Here is a 13,759-nt window from a genome sequence, read left to right as displayed (position 1 = left end):
TCCCTCTCACTAGTGCGCATACGCCGTACAGTGCACTAGTCGAGAGAGATGGCGCCAGCGCGCACTAGTACACCGGCCGAGGTGCACTAGTCAGAGCGTGAGGGCCAGTCGGGTCGCTTGCTCGATGGCTCGTTTCGCGTCGAGTTCGGCGGCTACGTCGGCGCCGCCGATCAGGTGGACCGGGCGGCCGGTCAGAGCGTCGGCCAGCTCGCGGACAGGTTCCTGGCCGGCGCAGATCACCACGTTGTCGACCGCCAGCACGCGCGGGTTCTCGCGGTTCGGGCCGAAGGTGACGTGCAGGCCTTCGTCGTCGATGCGTTCGTAGTTCACCCCGCGCAACTGCTCGACCTGCTTGTTCTTCAACGCGGCCCGGTGCACCCACCCGGTCGTCTTCCCGAGCCCGGCACCGATCTTCCCGGCCTTGCGCTGCAGCAGGTACACCTTGCGCGGCGACGGCTCCGGCTGCGGTACGGCGAGCGCACCTGGGAGCTGCGTCGGATCACCGACACCCCACTCCGCCTTCCACGCGGCGAGGTCCGGCGTGGTGGTGGTCAGGAACTCGCTGACATCCACCCCGATCCCACCGGCCCCGATCACCGCGACCGTGTCCCCGACCGGTTTCCGCTCACGGACGACCTCGACGTACGAGAGCACCTTCGGGTGATCGATGCCGGGGATCGCGGGCACCCGCGGGACGACGCCGGTCGCGAGCACGATCTCGTCGAAGCCGGCCAGGTCGTCGGCGCCGGCGCGGCGGCCGAGGTGCAGCTTGACGCCGGTCAGCTCGAGCCGCCGCCGGTAGTACCTGATCGTCTCGGCGAACTCCTCCTTGCCGGGGATCTGCTGGGCGATCCCGAACTGGCCGCCGATCTCCGCGTCCGCCTCGAACAGCTCGACGCGATGCCCGCGCTCGGCCGCCGTCACCGCCGCCGCCAGCCCGGCCGGCCCGGCCCCGACGACCGCGATGCTCTTGGTACGCCGGGTCGGCAGCAACTGCAACTCGGTCTCCCGGGCCGCCCGCGGATTGACCATGCAGCTCGCCTTCTTCTTCGCGAACACATGATCCAGACACGCCTGGTTACAGGCGATGCAGACGTTGATCTCGTCGGCCCGATCGGTCGTTGCCTTGAGCACCCACTCCGGGTCGGCCAGGAACGGGCGCGCCATGCTGACCAGGTCCGCGTCCCCGCGCGCCAGGACCTCCTCGGCGACCTGCGGCAGGTTGATGCGGTTCGAGGTGACGACCGGGATCTTCACGTGCGGCTTGAACGCCGCGGTCACGCTGGTGAACGCGGCACGCGGCACCGACGTGACGATCGTCGGCACCCGCGCCTCGTGCCAGCCGATCCCGGTGTTGATGATCGACGCCCCGGCGGCCTCGATCTCCTTGCCCAGCACAACCACGTCGTCCCAGGTCTGCCCGCCCTCGACCAGGTCGGCCATCGAGAGCCGGTAGATGATCAGGAAGTCGTCGCCGACCCGTTCCCGGGTCCGCCGGACGATCTCCACCGCGAGCCGGCGCCGGTTCTCCGGGCTGCCACCCCAACGGTCGGTCCGCTTGTTGGTCCGCTCGGACAGGAACTGGTTGATGAAGTACCCCTCGGACCCCATGATCTCGACGCCGTCGTACCCGGCCTCGCGGGCGAGCGCCGCGCAGTCGACGTACGCCGTGATCTGCCGGCGGACGCCGCGGTCGGACAGGGCGCGCGGTTTGAAGGGGTTGATCGGGGCCTTCAGGGCGGAGGCCGAGACGCTGAACGGGTGGTACGAGTAGCGGCCGGCGTGCAGGATCTGGAGCGCGATCCGGCCGCCTGCTTCATGCACCGCACTGGTCAGCAGCCGGTGCTTGCGTGCCTGCCTGCGGTTGGTCAGCCGCGACCCGAAGGGTGTCAGCCAGCCGGTGCGGTTCGGCGCGTAGCCGCCGGTCACCATCAGGCCGACGCCGCCGCGCGCACGCTCGGCGAAGTACGCCGCCAGCTTGGGCAGATCGCTCAACCGATCCTCGAGCCCGGTGTGCATCGACCCCATGATCACCCGGTTCGGCAACACGACATGCCCGAGATCGAGCGGCTCCAGCAGGTGCGGATACGAACTCATCGGTTGTCCTTCCGGAGGGCTTCGATCACTTCGTCACACCAGGCGACGAAGGATTCCTCGGCGCGGATGCCCCCGCGCAGTACGAGGTACTGGTGCAGTTCGCGGCCGCGCAGGCCGGACGGTTTCGGGAAGTCCCGCTTCTGGATCCCGCGGTACACCTCGAGCCGCGTCGCGTGCTCGGCACGGTGCCGCTCGATCTCCTTGAACACCACGTCCGCGGCACCCAGCGAGGCCCCGCGGAGCTTCACGCCGAGCCCGTCCCGCAGTACGGCGGGATCCTCCGGCTCGGCCAGCCAGCGCGACAACTCCGCACGCCCGGCCGCCGCGACCCGGTACACCTTCTTGTCCGGGCGGCCGTCCTGGGCGATCTCGGTGTGCTTCACCCAGCCGGCCTCGTCCATCCGCCGTAGCACCCGGTAGATCTGCTGGTGGGTGGCCGGCCAGAAGTACCCGATCGACCGGTCGAACCGCCGGGCCAGCTCGTACCCGGACCCGGACCGCTCGGTCAGCGAAACCAGAATCGCGTGCTCCAGCGCCATGACCCGAGGCTACCTATGCAACTCGTTGCACTGCACCTGATTGCATCCCATGTCACAGGACATGTCCGGACAAGCTTGGCCGACTTTGAGAGAATGGTTGCAGACGCCAGCTATTTGATCGGAGCATCATGAACCAGCACCCGACCAAGACGACGTTGCCCGGGATCGGGGTTCGGTACGACCTGGTCACCGACGCCGGCAAGCATGTCTCGGTGGTGGTGCACAACGACGGGCGGCGGTTCCTCGGGTTCCACAATCCCGAGGACGACGACGAGTGCCAGGCCAGCGTCCCGTTAGGCCAGAGCGAAGCGGCGGCGCTCGCGCAGCTGCTGATCCCCGAGCCGCTCGACCCGGTCCGCGGCGAGATCGAGATCGACCTGGTCACGGAGCACATCCCGGTCACCGCCAAGTCGCCGTACTCCGGCCGGACGCTCGGCGACACCCAGGCCCGCAGCCGGACCGGGGCCTCGATCGTCGCGGTCCTGCGGCGTACCGGGGCGACCCCGTCGCCGACGCCGGACTTCCGGTTCGCGATCGGCGACACGCTGGTCGTGGTCGGCACCCGTGAGGGCGTCGACGCCGTGGCCGATCTGATCGCCGGGGGCTGAGGATGCACGAGAACATCACCGCCCTGCTGATCGAGCTGGGCGCGGTCATCCTTGCCCTCGGCATCCTCGGCCGGATCGCCGGCCGGCTCGGCTTCTCGCCGATTCCCCTTTATCTACTGGCAGGTCTCGCGTTCGGACACGGCGGGTTGTTGCCGTTGGCAGCGAGTGAGGAGTTCGTCGCGACCGGCGCCGAGATCGGCGTGATCCTGCTGCTGTTGCTGCTCGGGCTCGAGTACACGGCGTCCGATCTCGTCGGCACCCTGAAGACGCAGTACGTCTCCGGGGCGGTCGACTTCCTGCTCAACGCGTTGCCCGGCGCGGCCGTCGCGTTGCTGCTCGGGTGGGGTCCGGTCGCGGCGGTCGCACTGGCAGGCGTCACCTGGATCTCGTCGTCCGGTGTGATCGCGAAGGTCGTCGGTGATCTCGGCCGGCTGGGTAACCGGGAAACGCCGGTGATCCTGGGGATCCTCGTACTCGAGGACCTGTCGATGGCGGTCTACCTGCCGATCCTCACCGCGCTGCTGGCCGGTGTCGGGCTGGCCGGCGGGAGTATGACGCTGCTGATCTCACTGGGCACGGTGAGCGTGGTGCTGTTCATCGCCCTCCGGTACGGGCGGGTCATCAGCCGGGCCGTCTCCTCGGACAACCCGGAGATGCTGCTGCTCGTCGTCCTCGGTCTCACGCTGCTCGTCGCGGGGATCGCGCAGCAGTTGCAGGTATCGGCGGCGGTCGGCGCGTTCCTGGTCGGCATCGCGTTGTCGGGTGAGGTCGCGCACGGCGCCCGTAATCTGCTCAGTCCGCTGCGTGACCTGTTCGCGGCGGTGTTCTTCGTGTTCTTCGGGTTGAGCACCGATCCGGCGAAGATCCCGCCGGTGCTGGCGATCGCGTTCGGGCTGGCGGTCCTGACCACACTCACCAAGATCGCCACCGGCTGGTACGCCGCTCGGCGCGCGGGCATCTCGACCGCGGGGCGCTGGCGTGCGGGCGGGACGCTGGTCGCGCGGGGCGAGTTCTCGATCGTCATCGCGGGTCTCGCGGTCGGCGTCGAACCGAAGCTCGGTCCGCTGGCCACGGCGTACGTGCTGATCCTGGTCATCCTCGGCCCGATCGCCGCCCGCTACACCGAACCCCTGGCCCGCCGCCTCACCCGCAAACCCCGCAAACCAACCGAGGCCCCCACCCCCGAACCTGCTAACACCCCCAGCTGACTCCTACCTCGCCCGGAGGCCGGCGGCGGCCTGCTCGACTGTCTCGGCGATGCGGCGGGACCGCGTCTCGGCGCGCTTGGCGAGGGTGATCCACTCGAGGATGGTGCGGCGGGTGGACGGCGGAAACGCCTGGAAGTTCTCGTCCGCCCGCGTGTCGGCCGCCAGCGCGGCCCGCAGGTCGGGCGGAACGATCAGGTTCTGCGCGTCAGCCAGCAGATCCCACGTCCCGGTGCTCCGGGCGTGCGCCACCAGCTCCGCCCCCGCCGGCATCATCAACCCCGCCGCCGTCAGCCGCTCAACCCGCTCCCGGTTCACCTTGCTCCAGGTACTCCGCGGATTCCGAGGCGTGAAGCACTGGTACGTCGTCCGCTCGTCACGCCGAACCGTCTTACTGTCGATCCACCCGAAACACAGCGCATGCTCAACCGCAGCCGCCAGGTTCATCCCATCCGCCTCGCGATGCACGACCAACCACACCGACCGCTCGGTCCGCCCGTTGGCCTCCAGCCAGCCCCGCCACTCGCTCACATCCGCACAGCTCAAGCTCTCCATACAGACCAGCATGCGCCGAATAAGTGCTCATCCAATGAGCAGTTTTTCTCCGCGTTCATGATCGAGCAGCGCCCGCTTCCGCTCGATACCACCGCCGTACCCGGTCAAGTTCCCGGTTGAGCCGACCAACCGATGGCACGGCACGATGATGCTCACCGGGTTCTTCCCGTTCGCCAGCCCCACCGCCCGCGCCGACCCCGGCTTCAACCCGAGCACCTCCGCAAGACCGCCGTACGTCGCAGTCGTCCCGAACGGGATGTCCTGCAGCGCAGACCAAACCTCCCGCTGGAACGGCGTACCGCCAAGCTGCAGCCGCACCTCGAAGTTCGTGCGGCCGTGATGAAAGTACTCGTCCAACTGCACCGCGACCGAAGGAAAGGCCGAGTCGTCGCGATCACCGAACCCGGCCTGCTCCGGGCGGTAGCGCTGCCGGTCCATGTACAGCCCCGTCAACTCGCCCGCCTCGGTGCCCACCAGCGTGAGCGGACCGAGCGGGCTGTCGACGACGGCGTACGTCACCGGGTGGACTCCCACTGCGCGCGGTCGATCCGGTAGAGCACGTGCCGCTGCAGCCGGTGGCCGTCCGCGATCCGGGGATGGTCGAAGTCACCGGGCTCGTCGTGCACCATGCCGATCCGCTGCATGACGCGCTGCGACGGCACGTTCGGGGTCGCGGTGAACGACACGATCTCGTCCAGCCCGCCCGGACCGAACCCGTGCGCGAGCGCCGCCCGGGCCGCCTCGCTCGCGTAACCGTTGCCCCAGGCCCCCTTCGCGAGCCGCCAGCCGATCTCCACGGCCGGCATGAAATGCGCCTCGAAGCTCGGCACCGACAGCCCGGTGAACCCGATGAACTCACCGGTGTCCCGCACCTCCAGCGCCCACAGTCCCCAGCCGCGCTCGTCGATCATCGGAATGGTCCGGTCGATCAGCCCGTCGCTCTGCTCCCGCGTCTGCGGCGCCGGGAAGTGCTCCATCACGGCCGGATCCGCGTTCAGCGCGGCGAACGGCTCCCGGTCGGAGTCGCGCCAGTTGCGCAGCAGCAGCCGGTCGGTGGTCAGTTCGGTCATCGTCACTCCGTGGGGATCTTGTTGATCGCATGGTCGCCGGTGGCCCACAGGTACTGCACGGCGTACGCACGCCAAGGCCGCCACGCGCGGGCGTGGTCGGTCAGGAGTTTGGGGGCCTCGGGCAAGCCTAGGTCACGGGCGGCGTACCGGATACCGAGATCGCTGGCCACGAAGGCGTCCGGGTCGCCGAGCGCGCGCATCGCGATCGACTCCACGGTCCACGGGCCGATCCCGGGCAGCGCGGCCAGCTGCACCCGCGCGCGATCCCAATCAGCGCCCGCGCCCAGATCGATCTCCCCCGCGGCGAGCGTCGCGATCAGCGTGGTGAGCGTCGTACGGCGTGACTTCGGGAACGCCAGCGTCTCCGGGTCGAGCTCGGCGAGCGCCTGCATCGTCGGGAACAGATGCGTGAGCCCGCCGGCCGCGTCCTCGATCGGCTCGCCGTGTTGCAGTACCAGGCGATGCGCGTGCGTCCGCGCCGCCGCGGTCGACACCTGCTGGCCGAGCACCGCGCGGACCGCGAACTCCTCGCCGTCGACTGTGTGGGGGACCCGGCGGCCTGGTGCCTTCGCGATCAGCGGAGCGAGCACCGGATCGGCGCCGAGCAGGTCGTCGACCGCGACCGGGTCCGCGTCGAGGTCGAGCATCCGGCGGCAACGGCTGATCGCGATCGCGAGATCGCGCTGGTCGGTGAGCGAGAGCTGGCAGGCGATGTGGTCCGGCATCGGTCGCAGAGCGACGACGCCATGACCGTGCGGCAGCCGAAGCGTGCGGCGGTAGTGCCCGTCGCGCCACTCCTCGACCCCAGGTACGCCGGTGGCGATCAGGTGACCGAACAGGTTGTCGGGCGTCAACGGTGCACGGAACGGAAGCCGGAGCGAGATCGTGCCAGGCGCGGTGGACGTCGTACCGCGGCGGGCTCGGCGGCGCAGCTCCGTCGGGGCGAGCGCGAACACCTCCTGCACGGTCTCGTTGAAGGTCCGCACGCTGGAGAAGCCGGCGGCGAACGCCACGTCCGCCATCTGCAGCTCACTCGTCTCGATCAGCAGCCGCGCGGTCTGTGCACGTTGCGCCCGGGCGAGCGCGAGCGGCCCGGCGCCGAGCTCGGCCTGGAGCTGGCGTTGCACCTGGCGGACGCTGTACCCGAGCTGGCCGGCCAGCCCCGGTACGCCGTCGCGGTCGACGACGCCGTCCGCGATCAGGCGCATCGCCCGGGCGACCAGGTCGGCGCGGTCGTTCCACTCGGGGGAGCCCGGGCTCGCATCGGGCCGGCACCGCTTGCAGGCGCGGAACCCGGCCTGCTGGGCCGCCGCGGCACTCGGGTAGAACCGCATGTTCTCGACCTTCGGCGGCACCACCGGACAGCTCGGCCGGCAGTAGATCTTGGTGGTCAGGACCGCCGTGAAGAACCACCCGTCGAACCGCGCGTCCTTGGACTGCACCGCCCGGACACATCGCTCCCTGCACTCGTACACGCCCTCCAGCATCCCTGCCCCCACCGACAGTTCCTAGCGAATTTGCGACATGGAGGTGTTCGCGGTTTTGCGACGGGAGGAACCGGTGGCGGATTCTCGCCAGCTTCGCCGCCGCTGCGCCGATGAACTTGAAGCATGAACGAACTGCTTGGCAAGAAGGTACTGGTGACCGGGGGCAGCCGCGGGATCGGCGCGGCGACCGCCGTCGCCCTGGCGGAGCGTGGCGCGGACGTCGCGATCACCTACAACTCGTCCTCGGACGCCGCGGCGTCGGTGGTGAAGGAGATCGAGGCACTGGGGCGGCGCGGGTTCGCGTACGCGGTCGACTCGGGCGATGCGGTGGCGGTCGGTGACGGCGTACGGCGGGCCGCGGAAGCCCTTGGTGGGTTGGACATCCTGGTCAACAACGCCGGCGTCGGCGCGATCGCTCCGATCGGCGACCTGTCGCTGGAGGACGTCGACCGGGTGATCGCGGTCAACGTCCGCGGGGCCTACGCGGCCGCGCAGGCCGCCGTACCGGAGCTGTCCGACGGCGGCCGGATGATCCACCTCGGCAGCTGCGTGACCGGGCGGGTGCCCGGGCCGGGGATGACGCTGTACGCGATGAGCAAGTCCGCGATGACGGGCCTGAGCGCGAGCCTCGCCCGCGAACTCGGATCGCGCGGTATCACGTCCAACGTCGTCCACCCCGGCCCGATCGACACCGACATGAACCCGGCCGACGGCCCCTTCGCCGCCGCCCAACTGACCAACCTGTCCCTCCCCCGCTTCGGCACCACCGCCGAGGTAGCGGCCGCCATCACCTACCTGGCCGGCCCGAACGCCACCTACATCACCGGCACCGCCCTCACCATCGACGGCGGCCACACCGCCTGACCCGAGGGCGCCCAGGCGTCTGAGGGGCTATCCGGCTCTTGTGACGGATGTGTGGGTGGTTCGAGCGTGGCGGGAGTGGCGCAAGCCGTTCTCTGTGGAGGTTCTGGGTTGTCGGGACCCTGCCGAGCGGGGAGAGTCCCTGCTGCTCGGACCCGAGCAGCACCCGAAGAGCTGGGAAACTAAGTTGCAGCCAGCAACCTATTCTTCCCCACCAAGCCACCCCACACACCGCATCCAGCCGCCGACACTCACGGCTCGAGCCCCGGCACCACCGGGGTGGTCTGCAGCTCGACAGGTAGAGCACCGCCGAGACACCGTACGCGTGACCACCTTCACGCTCAGGTGCACTACCCAGCCGACCGACAGTTCCTGTCCAACTGCAGACACACGCCGGACGCGCGGCCGGTGTCGGAAGCGTGTGCTTGATGGAGGGTTTCGGCGCCTCGCCGGAGACCTTCTGGCGAGCCGGATCTTCGGCTCTCCTGTCCGATGTGTGGGTCAACTGTGGGCCGATCGGGGACTCTGGCTGGTCATTTCAGGTGGGTAGCAGTCCCCACTCCCCAGACCTGGACCTCGCGGCCACCCTCGGTCACACCGCCTGTACGCCCAACACACAAAGCCGGATATCCCCCGAGTTGGTGCCTTGCCCCCTCAGATTCTCAGTGGGCAACCCACCGGCTCAGGGGATAACCACAGGAGGTTGTCGGTGGGGGTGGTTAGCGTCGGGTGGGTGAAGTTTTCGGTGACGGTTGGGGCGGTGGGGCACGGGCGGGATCCGCGGGGTTTGGCGGAGCTCGCCCGCGTGGTGGAGGACTGCGGGTGGGACGGGATGTTCCTGGAGGACTACCTCGTCTACCAGGGCGACACGACCCAGCCGACGTACGATCCGTGGATCTGTCTGGCCGGTATGGCGATGGCGACCGAGCGGATCCGGATCGGGACGACCGTCACGCCGCTGCCCCGCCGGCGGCCGTGGAAGGTGGCTGCGGAGGCGGTGGCGCTGGATCAGCTGTCCGGCGGGCGGATGATCCTCGGCGTCGGGATCGGGGACCCCGGCGATCCCTTCCTGGAGAACTACGCGCCGCGGGTGCTGGCGGAGATGCTCGACGAAGGGCTCGCGATCATCGACGGACTCTGGACCGGGCAGCCGGTGACCTTCAGCGGCAAGCACTACTCGCTCGACAACGCCCAGCTGACGGCTCGGCCGGTGCAGACACCGCGGATCCCGATCTGGGTAGGAGGCAACTTTCTCGTGCCGGCCGTCCGTCGGCGGATCCTCCGGTGGGACGGATCGTGTGCCTACAAAGGGAGTACGGACGCACCGCAGCAGATCACCCCGGACGACGTTCGCGGGCTGCTGGCCGAGCGGGACATCGATGTGAAGGTCAGTGGCGGGGATCCGGGAGCGTTCGCGGAGGCGGGTGCGGCGTGGTGGGGTCGGTGGATCGCGCCGATGCCGGTCGAGGACACGTTGGCGATCGTCCGCCAAGGACCGCCGACCTGACCCGTTGACAGCGCGGCGGCCTCGGGAGAGACTGCGGATTGTTTTTAACGTTCAAAACGTCCGTGGGAGGTCGCTGTGGCTACTTTGAAGCAGGTCGCCGCCCACGCCGAGGTCTCCGTGCAGACGGTGTCGAACGCGCTGAACGCCCCGCACCGCCTGCGCGCGGACACGCTCAAGCGGGTGAACCGCTCGATCGAACTGCTCAACTACCGGCCCAATCGTAACGCCCGCAGTCTGCGCACCAGCGCGGTCGAGCTGATCGGGTATTGCGTGCCCAGCTGGCCGAACCAGACGCACCTGGTGATGGACCAGTTCCTGCACGCCCTCTGCGCCGCGGCCGAACGCACCGGCCGGCACATCCTGCTCTTCACCGCACCGGGCGGCGTCGACGGCATGCCGACGTACGACGACCTGCATGCCCGCCGGATGGTCGACGGATTCGTTCTGTCGCAGACCGAGACGCACGACCCGAGGCACGGCTGGCTGAAGGAACAGGACATCCCGTTCGTCAGCTTCGGCCGCGTGTGGAAGCAGACCACGCAACCCGGCGCGTGGGTGGACGTCGACGGCGCGGCCGGTTCCGCGATGGCGGTCCGGCACCTGTACGAGAGCGGCCGTCGCCGGATCGCCTTCCTGGGCTGGCCGAAATCGTCCGGGCTGGGCGAGGACCGGGTCGGCGGCTGGCGCGACGCGTGCAAGGACCTCGGTTTGCCGATCACCGGACTCGCCGTCCGGTGCCGCGAGGACAGTATCGAGGAAGGCGCCCGCGCCACCGCGCGACTGCTCGACGGCGGCCGCACCGTCGACGGGATCGTTGCCCTCAGCGACATTCTCGCGCTCGGCGCGCTCCGCGAGCTCACCCGCCGCGGTCTGACCCCCGGCCACGACGTCGGCGTCACCGGGTTCGACGACTCCCCGCTCGCCGAGGTCGTCTCCCCCGGCCTGACCAGCCTCCGGCAGCCGATGGACCAGATCGCCGAGGAGCTGATCACAATCCTGACCGGCTCCCCCAACGGAAGCCCGATCGAACGCCTACTGCGGCCAGAACTGGTGATCAGGGGCAGCTCGGCCCCTGGCTGATTTTCGGCGCTTCCCCGGGCGCCGCGAGAAGGAGGAACCGCCATGACTCCCTATCCGACCAATCGAAGAACCGCCCGCAGACCGGTACGCCGGACCGCCGGCGTCGTCCTGCTGACCACCGCGACCCTGCTCGCCGGCGCTGCGTCCGCCCTCGCCGGCCCCTCGACCTCCGGCGCGTCGGCGACCGCCTCCTCTCCGGTCGCCGCGTCCGGTGCGTCCGAGCTCTCCGAAACCACTCGACTCACCGACCGCCGTTCGCTCGTCGTCGGCGACCGCGCCTACGCCATGGGCGACGAATCCGGCCTCTACCCGGCCGCCGGGTGGCACATCCGCGGTGAGATGGGCGGTTTCTGGTCGCAGCCGATCAAACTCCTCGACGGCATCTGGTTCGGCCTCGACGGGAACTGGCTCGGCAAGCAGGTGCCCGCCGCGAAGTACACCAGCGGCCACGGCTACAGCCGGATCGACTACTCCGGCGCCGTGAACGTCCGCCGTACCGACTTCGTCCCCGACGGCATCCGCGCGACGCTCGTCGGACTCACCCTCAGGTCGAGTACGGCGAAGACGGTCAAGCTCGACGTCGACGCGCACTCGGAGCTGATGCAGCCGTACCCGTGGGGCTGGACGAAGCCGACCGCCGCGGAGGCGAACCTGCCCGACACGGGCGCCTTCAGCGACGGCGCGCTCCGTTTCCGCGAGCAGGGCACCCCGTCGTACCCGAACGCGACCGCGCACGACTACGCCGCGTTCGTCGGATCGTCCCTGCGTCCGACGGGCCACCAGCTCGGCGCGGACCACCGCGGACCGCAGAGCCCGGCAGTGATGTGCCCGGCCGACGGTACGACGCCTGCGCGCTGTGACGACTCGCTCGTCGGGAAGGGCACCGGCGGCCGGCTCACGTACGACGTACCGCTGGCCGCCGGTCAGTCGAAGACGATCTGGTTCGCCGTGGCCGGGTCCGACCAGGGCAGCCGGGCCGCGGAACGCGAGTACGGCAAGGCGCTGAGCAACCCGGACAAGTTGCTGCGGGCAAAGACCGCCGCGCGGCAGCAGGTCGACGCGCAGTCCGCAGTGGACCTTCCTGGTGACCGTCTGCTGCAGCAGAGCGTCGAGTGGAGCAAGCAGAACCTCGCGGACTCCGTCCAGGAGGCGCGCAACCTGCAGATCCGGGACGTGAACGAAGGCAAGGACTACCCGGCACCGGTCGGGACGGTCCCGACCGCCCGCTGGTTCGGCGCCGGCTTCCCGGACTATCCGTGGCTGTTCGCGACCGACGGCGAGTACACGGCGTTCGCCGCCGTCGCCGCCGGCCAGTTCGACACCGTGAAGGAACACCTGCGGGCCCTCCGCGATGTCAGCGATCTGCTGAACAACCGCAGCGGCAAGGTCGCGCACGAGGTGACGCCGACCGGCGACGTGTACTTCGGCTCGAACCAGAGCGCGGGCAACACCGACGAGACGGTGAAGTTCCCGAGTACGGTCGCACTGCTGTGGCGCTGGACGGGTGACAACAAGTTCCGCGACGAGATGTACGACTTCAGCGTCCGGAACCTGCAGTACATCTACAAGACCCTCGACAAGGACAGCGACGGCTGGCCCGAAGGCCTGGCGAACGTCGAGCGCGCGGGGATGGGCGTGGAGAAACTCGACAGCACCGTGTACCTCGCCCGCGGGCTGCGGGACCTGGCCGACCTCGCCGCGTCCAAGCACGACACGAAGGTGCAGCAGTGGGCGACCGGTCGCGCCGACGACCTCGAGTCCAAGTTCGAGGCGCAGTGGTGGGTCGCGGCCGCGAAGGGGTACGCCGACTCGGTCGACAACCCGACCGACCCGGCGAACGACAACACCCCGATCTTCCAGCGGCACTGGATCGGCGTCACGCCGATGGAAGCCGTGCTGACCCGTCCGGGCCAGACCTCACCGCTGGCGTCGGCCGAGCACGCGAAGACCGCGCTCGACCAACGCGAAACCTCTTGCTACACAGGGGAATTCGGCCTCTACCACACCGGTACCGGCCCGACGTCCGCCGACGGCGGCAACCGTGGCGACTCGTGCGACTCGGTGGTGTCGACGGTCCAGAGCGAGCGCGCGATGTTCGGTCTGAACACGTCGATCATGGCCGTTGCAGAGGGCAACTTCGGACGGCTGGGCACCATGCAGCAGCAGCGGTACACCACCGCCAATGCCCGCATCCAGCTCGACCCGTCGGTCTGGGAGACTCCCGGTGCGATGCCGGAGATCGCTCCGTCGCCGGACTCCCCCGCGAACATCGGCCGGCCGTTCTACGACCGCTCGATGACGCTGCAGGCCTGGGGCGCGTACGGGATCCTCTGGCCGGTGGTGCACCAGCAGCTCGGCGTCGATCCCGATCTGGGACACGGGCGGATCGCCGTCGTACCGCAACTGCCGGAAGGCCAGCAGAAGGTGGCCGGTAGCAACATCCGGGTCGGTCGCGGGGCGGTCGACGTGTCGGCACGCCTTACAGGTAAGGCGTTGTCGACCGAGGTCACCGCGAAGGGCGTCGGCGCGGCGCTCACGGTCGGCGCCGTACTGCCGACCGGCGCCAAGGTGCACAGCGTGACGGTCGACGGTCACGCAGCGCAGTACAAGCTCGTGACCACGAGTCGTGGAACAGAGGTCCACGTAGCGGCGCGCGGTGCGCGGACGTTGTTGACGATCACTCTCAAGTAATTGAACGAATAGAGCAAAAGCAAACAGCCCCTCGCTTCGCTCGGGGTTGTGGGTGAAGT

The 13,759-nt window shown here is 69.4% G+C and carries 12 protein-coding genes; 6 read left to right on the top strand and 6 right to left on the bottom strand.

Features of this window, described 5'->3' with window-relative positions; translation table 11 throughout:
- Window positions 1-90: 90 nt before the first annotated feature.
- Window positions 91-2,097, bottom strand: a complete 2,007-nt coding sequence (locus E0H92_RS08965) for an NADPH-dependent 2,4-dienoyl-CoA reductase (protein ID WP_131495925.1) — start codon at window positions 2,095-2,097, stop codon at window positions 91-93.
- Window positions 2,094-2,636 carry a PadR family transcriptional regulator gene (locus E0H92_RS08960; RefSeq protein WP_131495924.1) on the bottom strand — a complete coding sequence of 181 codons (543 nt, stop codon included), beginning with the start codon at window positions 2,634-2,636 and terminating at the stop codon, window positions 2,094-2,096. The genes E0H92_RS08965 and E0H92_RS08960 overlap by 4 nt, the downstream gene beginning before the upstream one ends.
- A 128-nt stretch (window positions 2,637-2,764) precedes the next feature.
- Here E0H92_RS08960 and E0H92_RS08955 point away from each other — a divergent pair, with 128 nt between their 5' ends.
- Window positions 2,765-3,244 (top strand): cation:proton antiporter regulatory subunit, encoded by a 480-nt coding sequence (locus E0H92_RS08955; protein ID WP_131286082.1) that lies wholly within the window; start codon window positions 2,765-2,767, stop codon window positions 3,242-3,244.
- A 2-nt stretch (window positions 3,245-3,246) separates the two neighbouring features.
- The gene (locus E0H92_RS08950; protein ID WP_131495923.1) at window positions 3,247-4,452 is read left to right on the top strand and encodes a cation:proton antiporter; all 1,206 of its coding nucleotides are present in this window, start codon (window positions 3,247-3,249) and stop codon (window positions 4,450-4,452) included.
- Window positions 4,453-4,455: 3 nt separating this feature from the next.
- Here the strand turns inward: E0H92_RS08950 and E0H92_RS08945 are convergent, their stop codons facing one another.
- Genes E0H92_RS08945 through E0H92_RS08930 form a run of 4 tightly spaced genes read right to left on the bottom strand, consistent with a single transcriptional unit; the run spans window position 4,456 to window position 7,549 of the window.
- Window positions 4,456-5,004: a YdeI/OmpD-associated family protein gene (locus E0H92_RS08945; protein WP_131495922.1), complete on the bottom strand. Its 549-nt coding sequence runs from the start codon at window positions 5,002-5,004 to the stop codon at window positions 4,456-4,458.
- Between the two features lie 27 nt (window positions 5,005-5,031).
- Window positions 5,032-5,523 carry a methylated-DNA--[protein]-cysteine S-methyltransferase gene (locus tag E0H92_RS08940; RefSeq protein WP_131495921.1) on the bottom strand — a complete coding sequence of 164 codons (492 nt, stop codon included), beginning with the start codon at window positions 5,521-5,523 and terminating at the stop codon, window positions 5,032-5,034.
- Window positions 5,520-6,074, bottom strand: coding sequence for a GNAT family N-acetyltransferase (locus E0H92_RS08935; RefSeq protein WP_131495920.1), 555 nt, complete (start codon window positions 6,072-6,074; stop codon window positions 5,520-5,522). Before E0H92_RS08935 ends, E0H92_RS08940 begins: the two co-directional genes overlap by 4 nt.
- Before the next feature lie 2 nt (window positions 6,075-6,076).
- Window positions 6,077-7,549: an AlkA N-terminal domain-containing protein gene (locus E0H92_RS08930; RefSeq protein WP_131495919.1), complete on the bottom strand. Its 1,473-nt coding sequence runs from the start codon at window positions 7,547-7,549 to the stop codon at window positions 6,077-6,079.
- A 135-nt stretch (window positions 7,550-7,684) separates the two neighbouring features.
- Between E0H92_RS08930 and E0H92_RS08925 the strand changes: the two genes are divergently transcribed.
- From E0H92_RS08925 to E0H92_RS08910, 4 genes are all read left to right on the top strand, one after another.
- Window positions 7,685-8,425, top strand: coding sequence for an SDR family NAD(P)-dependent oxidoreductase (locus E0H92_RS08925; RefSeq protein WP_131495918.1), 741 nt, complete (start codon window positions 7,685-7,687; stop codon window positions 8,423-8,425).
- Between the two features lie 730 nt (window positions 8,426-9,155).
- The gene (locus tag E0H92_RS08920) at window positions 9,156-9,929 is read left to right on the top strand and encodes an LLM class flavin-dependent oxidoreductase (RefSeq protein ID WP_131466142.1); all 774 of its coding nucleotides are present in this window, start codon (window positions 9,156-9,158) and stop codon (window positions 9,927-9,929) included.
- A gap of 75 nt (window positions 9,930-10,004) precedes the next feature.
- Window positions 10,005-11,009 carry a LacI family DNA-binding transcriptional regulator gene (locus E0H92_RS08915; RefSeq protein ID WP_131495917.1) on the top strand — a complete coding sequence of 335 codons (1,005 nt, stop codon included), beginning with the start codon at window positions 10,005-10,007 and terminating at the stop codon, window positions 11,007-11,009.
- A gap of 42 nt (window positions 11,010-11,051) precedes the next feature.
- Window positions 11,052-13,700 carry a glucosidase family protein gene (locus tag E0H92_RS08910; RefSeq protein ID WP_238173352.1) on the top strand — a complete coding sequence of 883 codons (2,649 nt, stop codon included), beginning with the start codon at window positions 11,052-11,054 and terminating at the stop codon, window positions 13,698-13,700.
- Window positions 13,701-13,759: the final 59 nt, after the last annotated feature.

This window comes from Kribbella speibonae (assembly GCF_004331375.1).
GTDB lineage: Bacteria > Actinomycetota > Actinomycetes > Propionibacteriales > Kribbellaceae > Kribbella > Kribbella sindirgiensis.
The sequence above is the reverse complement of the archived record's forward strand: the minus strand, read 5'-3'. Positions and strand labels throughout refer to the sequence as shown.

Coding starts and splice junctions, on each gene's coding strand:
- E0H92_RS08965 (WP_131495925.1), bottom strand. CDS start 2,097: ATGAGTTCGTATCCGCACCTGCTGGAGCCGCTCGATCTCGGGCATGTC.
- E0H92_RS08960 (WP_131495924.1), bottom strand. CDS start 2,636: ATGGCGCTGGAGCACGCGATTCTGGTTTCGCTGACCGAGCGGTCCGGG.
- E0H92_RS08955 (WP_131286082.1), top strand. CDS start 2,765: ATGAACCAGCACCCGACCAAGACGACGTTGCCCGGGATCGGGGTTCGG.
- E0H92_RS08950 (WP_131495923.1), top strand. CDS start 3,247: ATGCACGAGAACATCACCGCCCTGCTGATCGAGCTGGGCGCGGTCATC.
- E0H92_RS08945 (WP_131495922.1), bottom strand. CDS start 5,004: ATGGAGAGCTTGAGCTGTGCGGATGTGAGCGAGTGGCGGGGCTGGCTG.
- E0H92_RS08935 (WP_131495920.1), bottom strand. CDS start 6,074: ATGACCGAACTGACCACCGACCGGCTGCTGCTGCGCAACTGGCGCGAC.
- E0H92_RS08925 (WP_131495918.1), top strand. CDS start 7,685: ATGAACGAACTGCTTGGCAAGAAGGTACTGGTGACCGGGGGCAGCCGC.
- E0H92_RS08910 (WP_238173352.1), top strand. CDS start 11,052: ATGACTCCCTATCCGACCAATCGAAGAACCGCCCGCAGACCGGTACGC.